Here is a 20,439-nt window from a genome sequence, read left to right as displayed (position 1 = left end):
GCAGCGCACGGCGGCGGACCCGCAAAGCACCTGGTGAGAGGTTCTCCACCCCAACGAGTGGTCCGCATTGGCTTTCGCCTCCGTGATGCTCTTCAATGCCGAATCACCCCAAGGTCTGCAATTCGGTGTGAGAAGGCGGAAACGTGGCGACGCAGCTTGAGCGATCCGTGGCGGTGGTGGGTGCCGGCTGCCGGCTTCCCGGCGGAATCACGGATCTGGACGGACTGTGGACCGTGTTGCGAGAAGGGCGGGACATGGTGGGTGAGATGCCCGCCGACCGTCTTCCCAGGGACAGGATGGTCGACCCGGGGGCCGTGCGCCCCGGCCGCAGCTACACGGCCGCCGGCGGTTTCCTCACGGATGTCGCCTCGTTCGACGCCGCCTACTTCGGCATGTCCCCCGCCGAGGCGCGCCACACCGACCCCCAGCAGCGGCTGTTGCTGGAGATGACCGCCGAAGCGCTCGACGACGCGGCGATCCCGGCCGAGTCGCTGGCGGGGTCCGACACCTGTGTCTACGTGGGTGTCTCCGACCCCGCCTACGGCACGACGCTGGCGATGATGCAGGACCACACGAGTCCGCACACCATGCCCGGCGCGACGCTGTCGATCGCGGCGAACCGGGTGTCGTACGCCTTCGACCTGCGCGGACCGAGCATGGTGATCGACACCGCCTGTTCGTCCGCGATGGTCGCGCTGGACCGCGCGTGCCGCACCCTGCGCGAGGGCACCAGCCGCGTCGCCCTGGTCGGTGGCGTCAACGTGCTGGCCAATCCCTATTCCTTCGCCGGCTTTTCCTATGCGGGCATGCTGTCGCGCCGCGGGCGCTGTGCGGCGTTCTCCGCCGACGCCGACGGGTTCGCGCGGGCGGAGGGCGGCGCGGTGATCGTCCTCAAACGCCTGGTGGACGCGGTGGCCGACGGAGACCGCGTCCACGCCGTGCTGGCCGCCACCGGCAACAACACCGACGGCCGCAGCACCGGCATGGTCCTGCCCAGCAGCGAGACGCAGGAAGCGCTGCTGCGTGCGCTGTACGCGGAGGCGGAGATCAGCGCGGACGACGTGGTGTACTTCGAGGCGCACGGCACCGGAACCCCGGCCGGGGACCCGGCGGAGGCCGAGGCCGTCGGCCGGGCGCTCGGCCGGCACCGCAGCAGCGGCGCACTGCCCATCGGCTCGGTGAAGACGAACCTGGGTCACCTGGAGCCCGCGTCCGCGATGGCGGGCCTGCTGAAGGCGATCCTGGTTCTGCGTCATCGACTGGCGCCGGCGTCCCTGCATGCCCTTCCGCTCAACCCCGCGATCGACTTCGACGGCCTCAAGCTGGCACCCACCGTCGAACCACTCCCCTTGACGCTGGGGGAACGATCCGCCGTGGGGGTGAGCGCCTTCGGCTTCGGCGGAGCCAACGCCCACGCCATCGTCACCCTGCCGCCCGCGCCCCTTCAGGCCGACGTGGGCCCCGCACCGAGCACGCGCCCGCTGCCGCTGGTGATCTCCGCCCGTTCCGCGAAGGCACGAGACCAGCTGGCCGCCCGGATGGCAGAGCGCCTGCGCGCCGCGCGGCCCGAAGACTTCTACGACCTCGCCCACACCAGCACCGTGCGGCGCAGCGCGCACCCGCACCGGGCCGCCGTACTGGCCCGCGACCCGCAGGACGCCGCCCGGCAACTTGACCAGCTCGCGGCCGGACAGCCCGGCCACGCAGCCACCGTGCGCACGAGTGCGCGGGGCGGCGTCGCGTTCGTGTACTCCGGCAACGGCTCGCAGTGGCCAGGCATGGCCGCCGACCTGCTGGAGCACGAACCGGCCTTCCGGGCGGCCGTCGAAGAGGCGGACACGGCCCTGGCCCCGCACCTGGGCTGGTCGGTGGCCAAGGAACTCGCGTCCCCCTCCCCCCGCGCCTGGCAGCGCACCGAGATCGCCCAGCCGGCCCTCTTCGCCGTGCAGGTGGGCCTGACCGCGCTGCTGGCCTCCCATGGCCTGCGGCCGCGCGCCGTGGCCGGACACAGCGTCGGAGAAGTCGCCGCCGCCCACGCCGCCGGGGCCCTGACCCTGGAACAGGCGGCGCTGGTGATCGCCGAACGCAGCCGCACCCAGGGCACCACGGCGGGCCGGGGGCGCATGGCCGCCGTCGGCCTGCCCGAGGACCAGGCCCGTGAGGAACTGCTCCGCCGTGGTGGGGCGTTGGAGATCGCCGGTGTCAACAGCGACCGTGATGTGACAGTCGCCGGCTGCGCCGACGCGCTGGCCGCCTGGGGCGCCGAACTGGCAGGCCGAGGCGTCTTCTTCCGCGAGCTGGACCTGGACTACGCCTTCCACAGCCGCGCCATGGACTCCACCGAGGAGCCGCTGCGTACCGCGCTGGACGGCCTCGCCCCTTCTGCCGCCAAGATCCCGTTCGTCTCCACCGTCACCGGCACCGCCCTGACCGGCAGCGAACTGGACGCCCCCTACTGGTGGCGCAACGTCCGCGAGCCGGTCCGCTTCGCCGACGCCGTCAGCCACCTCACGGCCGAGCACGCGGGCGTCCTGGTCGAGATCGGCCCGCACCCGGTACTACGCCCCTACCTGCGCCGTACGGACGCCACCTGCATCGCGACCCTGCTCCGTGACGGCGACGGCCGCCGCGAGGCCGCAGCCGCCGTCGCCGCAGCGCTCGCCGCCGACCCCACGACCGACTGGCGGCAGCACTTCCCCCGCCCGGGCCGCGTCATGGACCTGCCCGCCTACCCGTGGCAGCACGAACGGCACTGGCACGGCAGCGCCCCTGACTGGGTGGCACGGACCAGCGGCTCCGGTGAGCTGGACCATCCGCTGGTCGGTGAGCGGATGCCCGCCCCGCACCCCGTCTGGCACGGCACCGTCGAGCCGCAGCTGGTGCCCTGGCTGGGTGACCACAAGATCGGCGACGACGTGCTCATGCCGGCGGCCGCCTACGTCGAGATGGCGCTGAGTGCGGGCCGCCGAGCCCTCGATCAGCCGGTGGAGGTGCGGCATCTGGAGATCGGCCGTCTGCTGTCCCTGCAGTGGCCGGACCCGACGCCGGCCGCCCTGCAGACCGCGGTCACCCCCGACGACGGCGCCCTGACCATCAGCGTGCGCGAGGAACACGGCGGCGAGTGCCGGCCCGCCGTACGGGCGCGGGTGCGCAGCCTGCTCGGCACGGCACCCCGACCGCTCGACGTCGACTCCCTGCGGACGCGGTGTCAACGGCACATCGACGGCCCGGACTTCTACCGGACCTGCCATCGCATCGGGCTGAACTGCGGCCCCGCCTTCCAGCTGATCGACCGCCTGGACGTCGGCGACGACGAGGTCCTTCTCTCCTATCGGCTCCGGCACGCCGCCGACGCCTACACCGCCCACCCGGTCCTGCTCGACGCGCCGCTGCAGGCCACCGTGGCTCTGTCCGAGCTGACGACGGAATCCGCCGCCTTCCTGCCGACGGTGTTCGCGGCCGTGCGCGTATGGCGCACCCCCGCCGCCACGGGCATCGTGCATCTGCGCCGCCGCACCCGCAGCGCCAACGAGATCTGCTGGGACATCACCTACGCCGACACCGACGGCACCGTCACCGCCGAGATCGACGGCTGCCGCACCCGCCGCGGCGGGCTGACCGAGCACGTCCCACTGGCCGTCCAGCGCACCGTCCTGAGGGCAGCCCCGCACCCTGGCAGCCCCGCACCGCCCTCTGTGCTTCCCGCCCCGAGCGAGGTGGCGCGTGCGGCCGGGCCGCGCATCGCCGCCGCTCGCGCCGCCCTGGACGACAGCGGCCACCAGCGTTTCATCACCGCCGCCGAACAGGCCACGGCCCGCTGCTGGGCCCGGACGCTGCGCGGCCTTCTCACCGATCCGGCAGCCCCTTTCGCGATGCACGACCTGGTGACCGGGGGCCTTCAGCCACAGCACCGGCGGCTGGTGCGCCTGATGATGCCTCTGCTGCTCAGCCATGGCCTGGCCCGGACAGCGGGCGAGAACTGGCAGTTGACCGACGCCGGTGACCGCGCCGTGCCGCTGCTGCGCAGCCTGGTGGAGGACCATCCCGGGTACGGCGCCGAGACGCTGCTCATCAACCGGCAACTGCGGCACCTGCCCGACGTCCTCGGGGGACGCCTCGACCCACGCGAGCTCCTGTCGACCGGGGAGAGCGCCTATGAGCAGATGCGGGACACCAGCCCCGCCCACCGCTTCACCCACCGCGTCGTGCAGGCGCTGCTGGGCGACATCGTCGCCCGCTGGCCCGCCGACCGACCATTGCGGATCCTGGAGGTCGGCGCGACCACCAGCGCCCTGACGGCGGCAGTCCTGCCCGTGCTGCCGGCCGACCGGACCCGTTACACCTGCACCGCTCCCCACGACAGTGTCCTCACCCGCGCCGAACACCGCTTCGGCCGCCACGACTTCGTCGACTACCGCACCGTGGACCTGAATGCCGGTCCGGCCGGACAGGACCTGCCCCGAGGCGGCTTCGACCTGGTCCTTGCCGGCGATGCCCTACAGGACACCGCCGATCTGGCCACGACCCTGCGGCACCTGCGCACGCTGCTGGCCCCGGGCGGACAGCTGCTGGCCACCGAACCGCACCATGCCCAGCTCCAAGCCGTGCTGTTCGCGGCTTCGGAGGACTTCTGGGAGCGCGCCGACCGCACTCTGCGCCCTGCGTCCCGCGTACTCGACCGTGATCAGTGGGTCCCGCTGCTGGAACGGTGCGGCTTCACCCAGGTGGTGCAGACCGGACCCTACGACCGATCCGTCCTTCTGGCCGCGGCCGGCCCCGACACCGTTGCGGACGCGCACGCACCGCGACCGGTGCCCGCCACATGGGTGGTCGCCGTCGAGGACGCCACCGAGGTGCCGACCGCACAGGAGCTGGCCGCCCTGCTGGGCGACGGCGTGGTCGTCCCCGCGGCCGACGAGGCGGCCACCTGGACCGCCGTACTGGCGAAGGACACAGTCCCGCGCGTCGTGCTGCTGCTCGCCGCGTCCGCCCCGCACGAGACCGTCCCACGAACCGTCCGCCGCGCCGCATTCCTGCGTGCGCTGGCCACCGCCTGCGAGAACCTCCCGGGCACAGCCAGCCCGCACCTCTGGCTCATCACCCGCCCGACCGGCCTGTTCCCGGCACCTGAACAACCCGAGCAGCCGGACGACGCGGCCATCTGGGCGGCGTGCCGCACACTCGCCAACGAACGCCCGGACCTCCACGTACGACGCGTCTCCTGCCACCGCACCGACGACGCCCTGGCCGACGCCCAGCGCATGGCCGAAGAGCTCCTCGCCACGCACGCAGACTCCGGAGACGGCCGGGAGGACGAGATCGTTCTCACCCCGCAGGGACGCTTCGTCCCCCGGCACGTCCAGCACCCCGCCGACGAGCTGCCGGCCCGCCCCGCCACGACACCGTTCATCCTGGACGTACGCAACCCGAGCCTGAATCGCCGCCTGGTATGGCGGCAGACGGACATCGTCGAGCCCGGGCCGGGCGAGGTCGCCATCGAGATGCGGGCCGTGGCCCTGAACTACCGCGACCCCATGCGCGCCAATGGGTTGCTGCCGCCCGAGGCAGTCGAGAACAGCCCCCTCAGCCGCGGCCTGGGCACGGACGGCGCCGGCGTCGTCTGCGCCGTCGGGCCGGGCGTTGACCATCTCAAGCCCGGCGACCGGGTCTTCGGCCTCGTCCCCGCCGGCCTCGCCTCCCACGCGACGAGCCCTGCCTACGGCCTGCACCGTATCCCCGAGGACATGAGCTTCACCGAAGCAGCGACCTTCCCCGTCGCCTTCCTGACCGTCCACCACACCCTCGTCGAACAGAGCCGCCTCGGCCCCGGGGACACCGTGCTCGTACACGGCGGAGCGGGTGCGGTCGGCCTGGCCGTCCTGCAGTGCGCCCGCGCCTGCGGCGCCCGCGTCATCGCCACCGCCGGGACCGAGACCAAGCGAGACCTGCTGCGCACCCTGGGCGTCGAACACGTCCTTGACTCCCGCAGCCTGGACTTCGTTCCGCAGGTACGGGAGCTGACCGGCGGACAGGGCGTGGACGTCGTCGTCAACTCCCTCAGCGGCGAGGCGATCGCCCACAACGTCGATCTGCTCCGCCCCAACGGACGGTTCATCGAACTCGGCAAGAAGGACATCTTCCTCGACAACTCCCTGCCGCTCCGGCCCTTCCACCGCAGCCTGACCTTCATCGGCTTCAACCTCGACGCCGTCATGCAGGACCGAACCCGAGGCAGCCGGCTCGCCGGCGCGTGCGCATCACAGATCGCCGCCGGCACGTACCGCCCGCTGCCCCACTCGGTCTACCCCGCCGCCCGCGTCGACGAAGCCTTCCACCTCCTGCAGCACTCCCGGCACACCGGCAAGATCGTCATCTCCTTCGACCCACTCGACGAACCCGTCCCCGTCGAACCCGCACCCGGCACCCCCGCCCTCGACCGCACCGGCACCTACCTGATCACCGGCGGGCTGAGCGGGCTCGGCGCCGCCACCGCCCACTGGCTGGCCGACCACGGAGCCCGGCACCTGGCCCTGCTGTCCCGTCGTGGCCCCGAGGCCCCCGAAGCCCCCGCCCTGCTCCAGCAGCTCACCGAACGCGGTGTGCGTGCCACCGCCCACGCCGCCGACGTCACCGACGAGGACGCCCTGCGACAGGTCATCGACACCGTGAACGCCTCCGGACACCGGCTGCGCGGCGTCGTCCACGCGGCCATGCACATGGACGACGCCCCGCTGTCGGAACTCACCGACGCCCGATTCGCCGCCGTGCTCTCACCCAAGGCCACGGGAGCGGCCGTCCTTCACCGCCTCACCGAGGACCACGACCTGGACCTGTTCCTCGCCCACTCCTCCGTCTCCGCCGCGATCGGCAACCCCGGCCAAGCCGCCTACGCCGCGGCCAACGCCTACCTGGAGGCCCTCGCCCGGGCCCGACGCGCCTGCGGACAGCCCGGCACGGCACTGGCCTGGGGACCGATCGGCGAAACCGGATACGTCGCCCGCAACGCCATGGAAACCGTCATGACGGAACGCGGCCTCGAACTCCTCACCCCCGCCGAGGTCCTGACCACCGCCGGTCACCTCCTGGCGGCAGGCACCGAAGTCGCCGGAGCGGGCCGCTACCGCTGGGGCGCCGTACGCGACCTGCTGCCCGCACTGTCCACACCCCGATTCGCGCCCCTGCTCCCGCCCACCTCCGCGGCCTCCGCGGACGCCCGCGACGAACTCCTGCGGACGCTGGCCACCCTGCCCGCGGACAAGGCCCTCGGCACGATCACCGACAGACTGGCCCACCTCCTGGCAGGCGTCCTCCAGACCGATCCCGCCGACATGGACCCCGCCCGCCCCGTCACCGACTTCGGACTCGACTCCCTGCTCGGCACACACTTCCTGGTCCAGGCCCGAGACCTCTTCGCCATCCGACTCGCACCGGCGGATCTGGCCACCGGGCGAACCCTGAACCACCTCGCCCGTCTCGTCCACCAGCGACTCGAACTCCATGCGGACGACGCGGAGTAGGAAGGACAGGGAAGACCTTGGGCGGGTCGGATCGGCGGCCCGCTCGGGGCTTCCGTGAGGCCGCCCGCAGAGGCCGGCGAATGCTTCGCCCGGCGACACCCCGCTTCCACTCGTTCGCATCACCGGGCAGCCGCAGGGAAAGCGACAGGATCGGCACCATGAGTACCGAGACGGACTGGACATACCGGGTGGAGGAGCCGCACGGCTCCGAGGGGTGGCGCCCCTACGGCGACGATCCAGGGCGTTGGCGGGGAACCGTCACCACCGACGACCCGAAGGAGAACGCCGAGTACGTCGCCGCCCTCGTCGTCACCGACCTCGTGACCGAGTGGGACCGCGAGGGCGCCGTCCGCAAGCACGTGCGCGTGATCGTCTGGGAGGGCGAGGAAGGCACCGGTCCCGCCGACGCGGCCTTCACCGTCGAGATCCAGCCCGCCACCGACGGAGACTGACGCATCGTGGTCGGTCAGCCGAGAGAAGTGAGGAGGGTGTTGAGTGCCTTGTGGGCTGGTGGTGTTCCCAGACAGGTCCAGGGCTGCTGCTCAGCGCGAGGGGAACGCACGGACATGCCGGCCGACTGTCGTGCCGCACACGGTGCCGGAGCCCATCAGGCCAGTCCTACATAATGTAGGAGTTCATCGGGCGCCGCCCACCGGGTCCTCTGCTCCATCAACGACGGAGAGCGCCTGTCACGACCGCACGAACGGGAGCAGAGTTGTCCAGCGCACACGACGGGGCGGTCACGGTGGTGGTCATCGCCTACAACGACGCGGAGCACGTCGCGGAGGCGGTGGCCTCGGCCCTCGCACAGGGTGATGCGGTCGGCGAGGTCGTCGTCGTCGACGACGCTTCCACCGACGACACACCTCACGTACTGGCACAGCTCGCGGCCGCCGAGCCGCGCGTGCGCGTCGTACGCCGTGCGGTCAACAGCGGCGGCTGCGGCACCCCGCGCAACGACGGTATCGACGCGGCCCGCCACCCGTGGCTCGTCTTCCTCGACAGCGACGACGTGCTTCCGCCGAAGGCCGTGGACACGCTCCTCGCCGTCGCACTCCGGCATGACGCCGACGTGACGGCAGGCCTGTGCGTGCGGCGCGAACTGCCCGGTGGACGTGAGATCCCCTGGCAGGAACAGCTGTTCACGGCGGAGTCGGTGCACGACGGGGTGGCCGGGCGTCCGCGGACGCTGTGGGACACGCTGTCGGTGAACAAGATCTACCGCCGTGACTTCCTGCTGTCCCGGCGGATCCGCTTCCCCGACGGCGCCGCGCACTACGAGGACTTCGTGTTCACCGCGCGTGTCTACGCGGCCGGGCCGCGCTTCGCCGTCACCCCCGAAACCGTCTACATCTGGCATGTGCGCTATGGCACCGGCCAGGCTTCGATCTCGCTGCGCCGGAACCTGATCCAGAACTGGCAGGACCGGGTCGCCGCCCATCGGCAGGTGCTGGAGATCATGCGGGACAGCGGCGACCAGGATCTGCTGATCGCCGCGCAGACGAAATTCCTTGAGTTCGATCTCGCTGTCTATCTGCGCGAACTGCCGCAGCGCACGCCGGAGTACCAGGACGCCTGGTGGCGGATCGCCCGTGAGCACGTGGGGGCCTTCGAGACCGAGGCCGTTCGCCGGGCCACTCCCGCTGCCCGCTGGCGTACCGAGGTGCTGCTCGGCCGCGAGCGGGATGCCGTGGACGTCCGGCGGCTGGCCGAGCTGGCGGCCGACCCGCCGCGGCTGGCGCCGCCGTACGCCGGTGACGCGCGGCGACCGCTGTGGGACGAGGCGGGTTCCCTCCCCGAGGCGGCGGACGAGATCGTGCTCGACGGTCTTGACGACACCCCTGTCGCACTGCTGCCCTTCCACGTCCTCGGGAACGTGGGCGCGGGTCGCCGCCTCGTGCTCGAACTACGACTGGCCGACCTCTACGGCAGGACCGCGCACGCCGACCCGGAGCGGGCGGCCGTCGAGTTGCGGCACCGGGTGACGGGCACGGCACACCGGTACGAGGCAGCGTGGGAAGCCGAGCCGGGCGGACACGGCTGGCGTGCCGTCGTCACTGCCGACGTGGCGGCGCTCTGTGAAGGCGGCACGATCACCACCTGGGATGCCTGGGTGACCCTGACCTTCCGGGACGGCGCGTCGGCCACGAGACCACTTCGCGCGGGATCCGGACTCAGGCGGCTGGTACGGATGGGCCGCGGGGGACGGGTGCTGTTGCTCCAGCCGTACGCCACCACCAGTGGCTGCCTCGCCGTGCGCGTCACGGATGGCCTTTCCGGGATGCGCCGCGTTGTCGCGGGACGGATCGCCCGCCGCGTGCGGCGCTGAACGGCGACGAGGTCAACTGCCCGCCGGTACCGGTCCGTTCGTGTCGGCCGGCTTTCGCAGGAAGACGCTGCGCACCACGCGTTCGGCCGCGTGCCCGTCGTCGTAGGGGCAGAAGCGTGCCCGGAATCCGGAGCGCCGCTTGGCCATGTGCGGCCCCGTGTACTCGCCGCTGAGGAAGATCTCGGCGAGTTGCTCCTGCGTGGTGGCGACCGCTCCGGGCGCCTCGGCGAGGAGGTCGAAGTAGACGCCTCGTGCGCGGCGGTACGTGTCCCAGTCGGGCGCGTAGATCACGATCGGCCGGTCCAGGGCGGCGTAGTCGAACATCACCGAGGAGTAGTCGGTGATCAGTGCGTCGGCAGCGATGCACAGGTCTTCGATCGACGGGTGGGACGAGACGTCCACGACGCCCGGCGACGGGACGGTCCCAGGGGTGTCGAAGTAGTGCGCACGCACCAGCAGGACGTGGTCGTCACCGAGCTGATCGGCGAACCGCCGCACGTCGAGCAGGGGTGCCGCCTGCTCCTGGTGGTCGCGGTGGGTGGGCGCGTAGAGGACCGCGGTCTGCCCAGGGGCGATGCCCAGTTCGTCCCGAACCCGGTTCACCTCGTCGAGCGAGGCGTTGACCAGCCGGTCGACGCGCGGATACCCCGTCTCAAGTACCTCGTAGCCGCCGGGGTAGACCCTGGTGAACACCTCGGTGGTGTGCGGGTTCGGCGAGACCAGGAAGTCCCATCGCCCGCACTGCTCCACCAGCCGGTCGAAGTTCATGCCGCGTGCGGCTGCGGGGTGGTCCCGCAGGTCGGTTCCCATCTTCTTCAGGGGGGTGCCGTGCTGTGTCTGCACCAGTACCGCGCCGCGCCGCTTGGGCAGTTCGTAAGGGAAGTTGACGTTGTTGACCAGATACTTGGCCCGCGCCATGGTGCGCAGGCATCGTGCCGACCCGTCCACCACGTACTCGACCCCCGGCGGGATGGATGCCGTCCTGTCCCTGGCGACCACCCACACCCCGCGGATGCCGGGCGCGAGCTCGCGGGCCTTCTCGTAGACGGCCGCGGGGTTGCAGGCGTAGCCGCGGTTCCAGTAGGCGGCGTAGACGGCGAGGCTGTCGTCGACGGGTAGCAGCAGACAAGCGCGGTAGTAGGCCCGCCGCAGCGCCGTGGCCACGAGGCGGGGTGCCCGCCGTGCCGCACGACGCGCCCGGCCGAGGGCGGTACGCAGTGCGAGACGAAGCCGGTTCACCGGTTCCAGGGCCGCGTAGGCGGGGTAGGCGCCCCGCTCCACCAGCCGGTACTGCAGGCCGCGCAGCCCGGACGGGTGGGAGTAGTCGCGTGGCCGGAATCTCCGGAAGTGCTCCGACGCCTGCCGGAAGAAGTCGCGCCGCATGCTCTCCGGCACGAGTCCCGGGGTGGCGAGCACCGTCGTCGCATGGCGTACGGTCCGGTCGAACACCGCCCTGCGGAAGGGCTCGGCGGTCTCGGCCTCGCGGTCGATGAAGGCGAAGATCCGCTCGTACTGGGCGAAGAGATCGAAGTGCTTCGGGCTGGAGGTGTTGGTGATCGCTCCCTCGCGCCCGCGCCGGTAGTGGTAGCAGACACGGTCGAGCATGCTGAGCCGGCGCGCCGCGAGCAGGACGGGATAGGTGACGGAGATGTCCTCGTAGTACCCGTGCCCGAATTCCACGTCCAGGCCCAGCAGGAACTCGCGGCGCAGCACCCTGCCCCACGCGGTCATGATGAGGTCCAGGGTACTCGGGCGCTCCGCGAGCGTGAACGTCTCGGGGGCGTCCCGGAACAGATGCGCACGCACGTTGCGCTCCACGCCTCCCTCCGGGCCGAGGAGGGCGTGGTCGACGAGCAGCACGTCGGGCTCGGTCCGCTTCAGCCGCTCGGCGACCGCGGCGAGCGCCCCGTCGGCCAGCCGGTCGTCGCTGTCGACGAACCACACGTAGTCACCACGGGCCCGGGCCAGTCCCTCGCCGCGCGCCCGGCCGAGGCCGACGTTCTGCGGCAGGTGGACCACGCGCAGCCGCTGGTCCCGGGCCGCGTACGCGTCGAGCAGGGCACCGCTGCCGTCAGGGGAACAGTCGTCCACGGCCACGACCTCGATGTCCTGGAAGGACTGCGACGCCCCGAGGACCGAGTCGAGGCACTCCTCCAGATACTCCTGCACCTGGTAGACGGGCAGGACGATACTGATGAGTACCTCTACGGACGGTTGCACGGCCGGGGTGTCAGTCGTTGCCACATGCCCTCCAGGCAAGTGTCGGTGTGTATGTGTTGCACGCTCGGACACCCGTGAGGTCGTCTCACGCCATTCCTCGGCATGAAGGAACCAACCATCCTGACCAGCGACACACCAGGGCGCCCCTGCACGGGGGAACGCGGCAGCTCCTCAAGCACACACTAGTACTACATGTTGTAGGAGGACCAGCGCGGTCGTGCTGGGCGAGGTGAGCGGGCAACGCGGAGGCATCGGAGAATGGTGCCACAGGGCCGAAATTCCCGCCAAAGCTCCACTCGAAAGGGTGAATCGCCCGAGGGAATCGATCGGGTAGGCCACGCCCGTAGGTGTCTCCCGCGGAGGGCGGGTCAGGGAGTCCGGATGCGCCTTCGAGGCCGGGCTCGGGTCCCGACCCCCAGCGCCGTCAGTACGTCACCGTGATCCGCTGCGCCGGGCCGTCGACGCTGATCCACCCGCCGTACGGGATCACCAGTTGGGGATCGGTGTGTCCGAAGTCGACGTCGAACACCGCCATCGTGTGCGGGGCATACGTCGCCAGCGCGCGCAGCACCGCTTCGCGCTGCTCAGTGGCGTAGCGCCGCTTGTCGTCGTTCTTGTTCGGCTGCTGGAAGGACCACGCTTTGGCGCGGCCCATCAACAGGGCCGGGAAGCGCGCCAGCAGGCCCCGTTCTCCCATGTTGCGCAAGATCCGGAAGACGTCCTCCCCGCTCGGCAGCTCCTCCGAGGTCTCCAGGAACAGCACGCCGCCCTCGTAGACGGCCGGGTCGCGTGCGATCTCGCGGTCGGCCATCAGCAGCCATGACAGGATTTCCAGGTTGCCGCCCCAGGCGCGGCCCTCGACGAATTGGTCGGGCTGGTGCCAGATCCAGCCGTCGGCGGGCTGCGAGTCCGGCTCCGTCTCGAAGGTGGCGGGGTCGGCCCAGTCACGGGCGGTGTCACGGTAGCGCGGGGCGGGGCGGAGTTCGTACGGGCCCGAGGTGAACAAGGCCGCGCGTACCGAATCTGCGGTCATGGGGTGGAGTGCGTACGGGCGGCCGAGCTCGGTCATCAGGCAGCCGCCGTGGTAGGCGACGATGCCCAGGTTGTGCAGGAAGACCAGCAGGTTGGTGTTGTCGCTCATTCCGAAGAAGGGTTTGGGGTTGGCGCGGATCAACTCGCGGTCCAGGAAGGGAAGCACGGTGATCTGGTCGTCGCCGCCGATGGTGGCCATCACCGCTTTGACCGTGGGATCGGCGAACGCGGCGTGGATGTCGTCGGCTCGTTCCCTGGGGGTGGAGCCCATTTTGCGCGTCGCCGGGTACTCCACCGGTTCGAGTCCGAAGTCCTCGCGCAGTCGCTTGAGCCCCAGCTCGTGCGGCTGAGGGAAAAGCGCCGGCAGTCCGGACCCCGGCGAGATGACGGCTATACGGTCGCCCGGCACAGGCTTGGCCGGATACGCAGGTGAGGTCATGTCGGCCAGGTTAGGGGCCTGGTCGACTTCCGATCATCTTCATTTCTGCTGCGCGGGTCGAGTTGTCGAGTACGAGGGCGGCGACCTCTGGGGGGGGAAAACTCCTGCCTACTTCATCAGCGAGTTTCCGTTGACGGTCCGAGTCGTGCCGTCGTTGAGGGTGACGGTGATGGTGGTGCCGGTGAGCTGGTCGTGGGAGTCGCTCTCCGGCCACCAGGCGGTCCACCGGCCGTACGGCAGTGTGCGGATTTGCCGCACGGTGGCATGGACGGTGCGCCGGTGGTCTCGAACGGTGATCTCCTTCACGTCGGAGCCCATCGATCCGACCGCGTAATGGAACCTGGCGGAGCCGCCGCCCTGGGCGCCCTGCGCGTCCAGCGTGACGCCGTCCGCGGGTACTTCGACCGCAGGGCCGATGGCCACCGCGACGCCCGAGCCATCGGATCCCGCCAGGCAGTACGCCGCGTGGCCGTGGCGTGTGATGATCATGGAGGCGATGGTTCCACGCATGTCCGTGTTGCTGAGCTCTCCTGGTCCTCCTTCCCCGGAAGCCTCCTTCGTCTCCTTGAGGCACCGGATCAGAGGGGAGGATTTCGCGCTGCCGGCATCAGTCACGTCGCCGGCGGTGGGTGTGGCAGTGGCCGTCCAGGTGGCTACTTGGGCCGCCGACAACGGTCCGGAGCCCCCAGGCCCAGGCCGATCCGACAGCACGGCCAGCAGGGCGGCACCTGCCGCCAGTGTGCCGGCCACCGTGAGCGCAATGCCGCGCACCAGCGGCCGGCGAAACGGGACGACGGCGGAACGGCCGGGACGGGCGGTGTCGCTCAGAACCGTCCGCAGCAGCCGTTCCCTTCGGTCGAGATCGGCGGCGGAGAGTTCGGTGCGCGGTGCGGCGTCGAGTTCGGTGAGGCGGGAGAGGAGAGCGTTTCTCATGCGGAGCTCCTGTCAGTGCGTCGGAGAGAGGTCGGGTGAGGCGGGGGCGGCAGGTCTGACACGGCTGGCGAGACGCCGCTTCGCACGCGTCAGGCGCATGGCGTATGCCGCACGGGTGCAGCCGAGGACCGTGGCCGCGTCCCGAGCCTTGAGTTCCTCCCAGACGTGCAGCGCGAGGACCTCCTGGTCGGCCGGGGTGAGTGACTGCCAGGCAGCGACGAGGTCGATCCGGCTGTCCACCTGGGCCGTCGCGTCGATCGCCGTTTCGTGGCAGCCCGCCTCGGTGGCTTGCCGGATGTGCACCACGAGGGCCGACTGTCGGCGTGCGCTGCGGTCCGCGTTCAGCATCACGTTGCGGGCCACGCCGAACAGCCACGGCCGCGGATGTGCGGGGAGTTCGCGCCGGCGGCGCCACGCGGCGAGGAACGTCTCCCCCACAATGTCGTCGACGTTCATCGAGTGGCACGGCGGCGCACGAACCGCAGCACGTCCTCGTAGTGAGCCCGGTACACGTCCGTGAACTCAGCCTCGGTATGGATGGGCATGGCTTCCTTCCGTAGCGCCTGCCTTTCCATGTCCATCACCGATAGAAGTGCAACAGGGCCGGCTGACCGGGAGCAGGCCGCCGTCGACGGCGTGACCGGCCCCGAGCCACGCACCAACCGGCCTGCCCCCGGCCTCCCCCCTTGGACGAGATCAAACCGTGGGCGTGGCCGGCCCCGGCCCGTGAGTGCAACGAGACCGGGTGTCCGGGCCGGTTGCCGGACGCCGGCTGACCGACTCGGTGCCGTTTCCTGCTCATGGCGCTCGCATGCGCGAGCGCGTCTCACAGGGCGGCCGAAGAGACGCTTCCGCCAGGCAGGTGAGGCTGCTGCCGGGCCGTGGGGGCGGCGGGCCAGGGAGCGGTGGGCAGGACTCGCGCCAGCTCGTGGCGTATGCGGTCGGCTTCACCACGAGCCTGAGCCGGCACGTCACCGCGCTCAGCGACAAGGCGATTGAAGATCGGGGTTTCCTGGAACACGCTGGGATCTGCCTTCTGAGGTGGGTTCGGCACGGCAACCACCGAGCCGCGAATCGATCATGTGACGGATCGAGTATCCAGTGCCGCGAGCAGGGGCAGTCACCACCCGTACGAGGGAGACGGCGCCGATGTCGGACTCTGTGCTCTTGATCACACCAACTCAACGGTCGGCCGACCCGGTCAGCGCCCCAGGTACTGGTGGTGAGCAGCACCGTCGTGGTGCAGCGGGCCGTTCCGTGACGCGTTCCCCTTGGGCGAGGGGTGGCGGGCACTCCGGCACACGCGGGCAGTACGCGGCGGAGAACGCGCAGGAGTGGGCCGACGCCCCGCGAAAGCTCTCGTTGAACCGGATCTCCTCCGCCGAGCAGTCAAGCCAGGAGCAGGGCGGCGTCCCAGGGGAGGTCGTCGCCGTCAGATGCGGGCGGCCGGGTGATCCGGTCGTGCAGGGCGAGGGCGACTCCGGCGGCACCTTCGAGGTATGCCGGGGAGTCGAGTGGTTCCGGTCGGTGCGGAGGCGCGGGGACGGTGGGGAAGCCGAAGGCCGACGCGGGGTCGAAGCGGGCGCACAGCCGCTCGGCGAGTTCGTCGGCTCGCGCGGACAGTGAGGCGTCGTCCAGATCGGCGGCCATGCGCCCGGCGGTCTGCATCAGTCCGGCAAGGCCGTGGCAGAGGCCCGCGTCCTCAAGCCCGCGCAGCCGGTCGGGGTGGGAGAAGAGCGCCCTCATCGCGCGGGCCGCGTTGTCCAGCCACTCGTCCTCTCCCAGTGCCGTACCGGCGAGTTGGAGTGCACGGGCGATGCCCGGCGTGCCGTAGCACCAGCTCGGGCGTCCGCGCTCCACGGTGGGCCTGGCGGGGGCGAGTTCCTGGTCAGCGGTGACCGTGCCGGGCCACCACGGCCCCGCGTCCGCGTCCTGTCGGTCCTCTTGGCGCCAGCTCATCAGCCACGAGGCGATACGGCGGACGGCGGTGTCCTGGCCGGGGACGCGCAGTCCGCGCGTCCAGCACAGGGACAGCAGCGCGAGCGGCCCCGCCGCGCCGTGTGCCAGGCCCAGGTCGAGTACGCACTCCCGCCCGCGCTCGTCCGCCGCGAAGGGCCACGGGGGGCTGGACCAGCCGGGCAGCGGTCCTGCCTCTGTCCCGACCGGCTCGGTGAGGGCGACGAGGTAGCGCAGCACGTTCCGGACGGCATCGGTGTCGGCCGTGGCGGCGGGCTCGGCGAGGAAGTACCGGCCGAGGCCGGTCACGCCGGAGATGACGTCGAAGTGCGCCCGGTCGGCGCCGGGGGTGCCCGACTCGATACGGGCGTACTCCGTTTCGAGGATTCTCACCAGGCCGTCGCGCAGGGCCGTGTCGATGCGGGCCCGCAGGGTGGCGTAATCCCGGGGCGAGCGGGTGGCGTGCTTCGCGGCGAAGCCGAGACCGCCCAGTCCGGAAAGGATCCCGATCCCGCCGGCGCGCCCGGCCGCTTCGGCCTCAGCCGCCAGCAGGGCATGGGCAGTTGGGCGCAGGCTCGCGTCGCTCCTGCTGACCTCGCCGAACAGCAGCGCCGCCCCCGAGGGGCCGCCTGCGAGTCCGGAGGTGGTGAAGAGCCGCGGGTCGGTGAGGCGGTCGCGAGCGCGGGCCAGGATCTCGGCCACCACCGTCTCGGCGTCCCACCGCTTCGGTGCGGTAGCCGTCATCGCAGGTGCTTCCTGCGTCCGTGTTCGGCCTGGGCGAGGCCGCGCGCCACCGCGAGCGAGCGGTTCTCCGAGGTGCGCGAGGTGCCGACGAGCCGGTTGTGGTGCATGTGGAACACGCTTGCCAGCACCGATGGTTCGCGGGCGACGGAGGCGTACACGCGCATGGCCGCCGCCCTGGCGGCACAGGCGGCCAGCACCGCGTCGGCCTTTCCGGCCGGGAACGCGGCCCGGATCCCGCCGTCGTCCAACAGGCGCAGCGCCGCCGCGCGGTGATCGCGGAAGTAGGCGTGGTTCTCCTCGTCGCGCGGACGCGTGAGGTGCCAGTCGGGCCACTGGTCGCCGTGCACCTGGCGGGAGAGGTCGAGGTAGTTGGCCGCGGCGAGCACCGCTGGCTCGACGGTCACGGCGTCCGTCGCCCGCAGCAGCAGTTGTTCCAGGACGGCGGCGCTGTCGCGGTGGAAGACCTCCTCGGCGGCTTCGAGGGCCTCGTGGCCGCCGTAGCGATGAGCTTCGGGCTCGTAGCCGTCGAGGACGAACGCCCCGGCCAGACGCATGCCGCGAAGCTGCTCGACCCAGTCCAGGACACCCGGTGTCAGCTCGCCGTGGAGCGTGTCGGGGTCGCCGTGGAAGCGCAGGCGCAGATGCGCGCCGGTGGGGTCGCTGTAGCGGATGAAGAACCAGCGGTCGACCCCGGGCGGCAGGGCCGCCAGCAACCGGGGCAGCTGCTCGGTGAGGATCTCGTTGTGGCGGGCCGCGGCGGCGTAGAGCCGGCCGTAGAGCCATGCGCGGCTGTGGCGCGGGGCGGGCGGGGCGACCGGGCTGAAGCGCGGCGTCCGAGGCCCGGCGGCAGGGGGCCGCGGGGCGGCGGACGGCTGCGCGGCCGTAGGTGACGGCGGGGTGGCAGGGGACGGGACAGGGAGGAGAGGAAGCACCAGTTCGCTGGTGAAGGCGCCCGCGTCGGTCGCCAGCCAGCCATCGCCCGCGCCCGCGTCCTCAGGGGTCTCGTACGCCGCCACCGGCGCTCCCCGGCCCAGCTCGCGGCGCAGCAGCATCCGGTGCAGCGGTGCCGTCAGGTCCAGCTCCGTCCGGCGGTCGGTGCTGCCGACGACCACCCGGTCGGGGACGTTCCACCGGGCACGCCAGGCGTCCAGGCGACGTTCCCATTCCTCGTCCGAGAGGGAGGAGTCGGCCAGATCCGTGGCCGACAGCTGCCAGCGGGCGGGGGCGAGGACCGACCTGCCGTAGCGGACGCGCGGCAGGCAGGGAAGCCTGCCGAGCTCGCCCCATGACCACAGGCCCTGCACCGCCGTGCCCATCTTCGGCACCTCGCGCAGCAGCCGGACCGCGGCGGGGGCGAGGTGCGGGTTGAGCATGGTGGGGAACTGGGGCACGATCTCCTGTCCGGTCGACGCGTCCACCACGTACAGCTGGTCCAGGTCGGCGGCGAGCGCGAGGTCGCCCATTCCGCGCACCGCACCCGAGGAGCGGTCGGCGAAGCGACCGACGGCGACGCGCTCGCTCCAGAACGACGGCACACGGACGACGTTGGTGCTGCGGCCTCCCCGGGGCGTGAAGTCCAGCTGTGCCGGGCACGCACCGTCCCCGGCCGCATCGGTGGCGGCACGGCGGACCAGTCCGCCCAGCGCGTCGACGTCGTCGAGGAGATAGGCGAACCTGCCGAAGAGGTCACCGAGTGACAGTGACGCCGTCGTCGGAGAGATCACCAACGTGAAGTCGCCCTCTTCGACGGCCTGTTGGGAAGGGGCGGTCAGATGCAGGCACAGATCCAGTGCCGCCGCGGGCGGTGTCCGCGAGCCGGCCAGCCGGTCGAGCACCGCGTCGTCCAGCACCACTTCGCGGGCACCGGAAGCAACCGCCCCGAGGGCGAGCTCCGCCAGGAGCGCGTCCCTGGACCGGCCACGCTCACTCGCTTCCCCGCGCGCCGGCTGCCGCCGTTCGCTGCGCGGATGGTCGTACCCGGCAGGCGGGCCGAGCCCCGTGTGCGGATCGAGCACGTCGCTCAGCGGCACGGCCCGGCCGGTGCCGTAGCGCTCGACGAAAGCGTCCCGGTACTCCCGCAGTTCGGCCCACTGCCCCGCGGCGTCGGGGGCGGCGAGACGTAGCGCGGCGGCCGCCCGTTCCGCCTCCCTGAGCACGTCCCGGGGCAGGGTGACCTCGGCGTCCAGCCGGGTGTCGACCTGGATCGACCGGTCGCCGGTGCGCAGCGCGCCCATGGTGTCGAGGGCCGTCCGCCAGTGACCGAGGCCGGCGCCGGCGTGTTGTGCGCCGTACTGCTCCAACAGGTCACCGACGGAGGCGAGTCGGCCGGCCTCGTCGGCTCGGCCCGCGGCGTTGAGGGCGTCGATCGCGTACCGCAGTGGATCGGTCTCGCTGAGCGGCGGGCGCAGCTCCGTGAGGAGGAATCCCTGCCGGACGAGCCCGAGGACCAGCCCCTCCTTGGCGGACGCGGGCACCCCGGGGTACGCGTCGTCAAGGTGTTGCAGCAACTCCCCGGCGAGTACGGGGCGATGGGCCATGGCGAGAACGGTCCTCACCGGCGCCGTGTGGCGCACGGAGACCTCTTGGACGCCGTGGCCCTCGTGCTGCCGTTCCGAGGCGTCCTGCCTTGCGGAGTCATGCCTTGCGGAGTCATGCCCTGCGGAGTCATGCCTTGCGGAGTCCGTGGGATCCTCGACGGCGTCGGCGAAGGGGAGCACCCAGCGCCGGCCTCGTGCGAACCCGAGGTCGTTGGTGACGACGCGCAGCCCGCGGAGCACGTCCATGTCACCCTCCCACGTGGCGAGGACGCCGAGCAGCCAACCGCCGTCCGGGCGCACCGCCTTGCGGTGACGGGTGCCCATGCGGACCCGGCAGCCGTCGCCGAAGGAGACGGGGGCGACACCCGCGAGAAGTCCGAAGGGGGTGGCGCGGCTGGCGGCCCGCAGCACGTAGCGGGTGGCCGAGAGAGTGAGCTTGCGCAGGGCGTTGGGCCTCATCGGCGCGCCGCCGCGCAGCGTTTCGACGGCCCGGTGAAGCGAGGGGCTGGAGACGGCGAGCGCCTCCTCGACCCGTGCGTCGGAGGTGAGCGCGTCGAGGTACCGGGCGACCTGGTCGCGGTCCCGTGGATCGATCGCGGCGCGGGACTCGGCGGCGGCCGTCCGGGGAAGCAGGGGGACGCGGAGCATCCCGAGGGGCTCCGCTCGGAAGGGCACGTTCTCGCCGGGCATGTTCTCGCCGCTCCTTTTCGCGTCCTGTTCGCTTCCTTGTTC

General features: G+C 71.7%; 9 protein-coding genes. 3 read left to right on the top strand and 6 right to left on the bottom strand.

Annotated elements, in window-relative coordinates:
* The first annotated feature begins 143 nt into the window (after positions 1-143).
* The 3 genes from AC4OXY_RS43560 (at position 144) to AC4OXY_RS43550 (ending at position 9,846) form a co-directional block, all read left to right on the top strand.
* Positions 144-7,517 carry an SDR family NAD(P)-dependent oxidoreductase gene (locus AC4OXY_RS43560; protein WP_491992482.1) on the top strand — a complete coding sequence of 2,458 codons (7,374 nt, stop codon included), beginning with the start codon at positions 144-146 and terminating at the stop codon, positions 7,515-7,517.
* A gap of 158 nt (positions 7,518-7,675) precedes the next feature.
* Positions 7,676-7,969, top strand: coding sequence for a hypothetical protein (locus AC4OXY_RS43555; RefSeq protein ID WP_356036750.1), 294 nt, complete (start codon positions 7,676-7,678; stop codon positions 7,967-7,969).
* A 263-nt stretch (positions 7,970-8,232) separates the two neighbouring features.
* Positions 8,233-9,846 (top strand): glycosyltransferase family 2 protein, encoded by a 1,614-nt coding sequence (locus AC4OXY_RS43550; RefSeq protein WP_491992481.1) that lies wholly within the window; start codon positions 8,233-8,235, stop codon positions 9,844-9,846.
* Between the two features lie 12 nt (positions 9,847-9,858).
* Here AC4OXY_RS43550 and AC4OXY_RS43545 read toward each other — a convergent pair whose 3' ends face one another.
* The 6 genes from AC4OXY_RS43545 to AC4OXY_RS43520 form a co-directional block, all read right to left on the bottom strand.
* The gene (locus AC4OXY_RS43545; RefSeq protein WP_491992480.1) at positions 9,859-12,066 is read right to left on the bottom strand and encodes a bifunctional glycosyltransferase/CDP-glycerol:glycerophosphate glycerophosphotransferase; all 2,208 of its coding nucleotides are present in this window, start codon (positions 12,064-12,066) and stop codon (positions 9,859-9,861) included.
* A 424-nt stretch (positions 12,067-12,490) separates the two neighbouring features.
* A complete protein-coding gene (locus tag AC4OXY_RS43540) occupies positions 12,491-13,537 on the bottom strand; it encodes a S66 family peptidase (protein ID WP_491992479.1) in 1,047 nt (348 codons plus the stop codon).
* A 108-nt stretch (positions 13,538-13,645) separates the two neighbouring features.
* Positions 13,646-14,470, bottom strand: coding sequence for a hypothetical protein (locus AC4OXY_RS43535; protein ID WP_491992478.1), 825 nt, complete (start codon positions 14,468-14,470; stop codon positions 13,646-13,648).
* A gap of 12 nt (positions 14,471-14,482) precedes the next feature.
* A complete protein-coding gene (locus tag AC4OXY_RS43530) occupies positions 14,483-14,926 on the bottom strand; it encodes an RNA polymerase sigma factor (protein ID WP_491992477.1) in 444 nt (147 codons plus the stop codon).
* Positions 14,927-15,859: 933 nt separating this feature from the next.
* Complete coding sequence (locus tag AC4OXY_RS43525; RefSeq protein WP_491992476.1) at positions 15,860-17,170, bottom strand: lanthionine synthetase C family protein; 1,311 nt, start codon at positions 17,168-17,170, stop codon at positions 15,860-15,862.
* Complete coding sequence (locus tag AC4OXY_RS43520) at positions 17,167-20,397, bottom strand: lantibiotic dehydratase (RefSeq protein ID WP_491992475.1); 3,231 nt, start codon at positions 20,395-20,397, stop codon at positions 17,167-17,169. The genes AC4OXY_RS43525 and AC4OXY_RS43520 overlap by 4 nt, the downstream gene beginning before the upstream one ends.
* Positions 20,398-20,439 lie beyond the last annotated feature (42 nt).

The sequence above is a fragment of the Streptomyces sp. HUAS MG56 genome (assembly GCF_058673395.1).
This window is presented reverse-complemented; position numbering and strand designations above follow the sequence as displayed.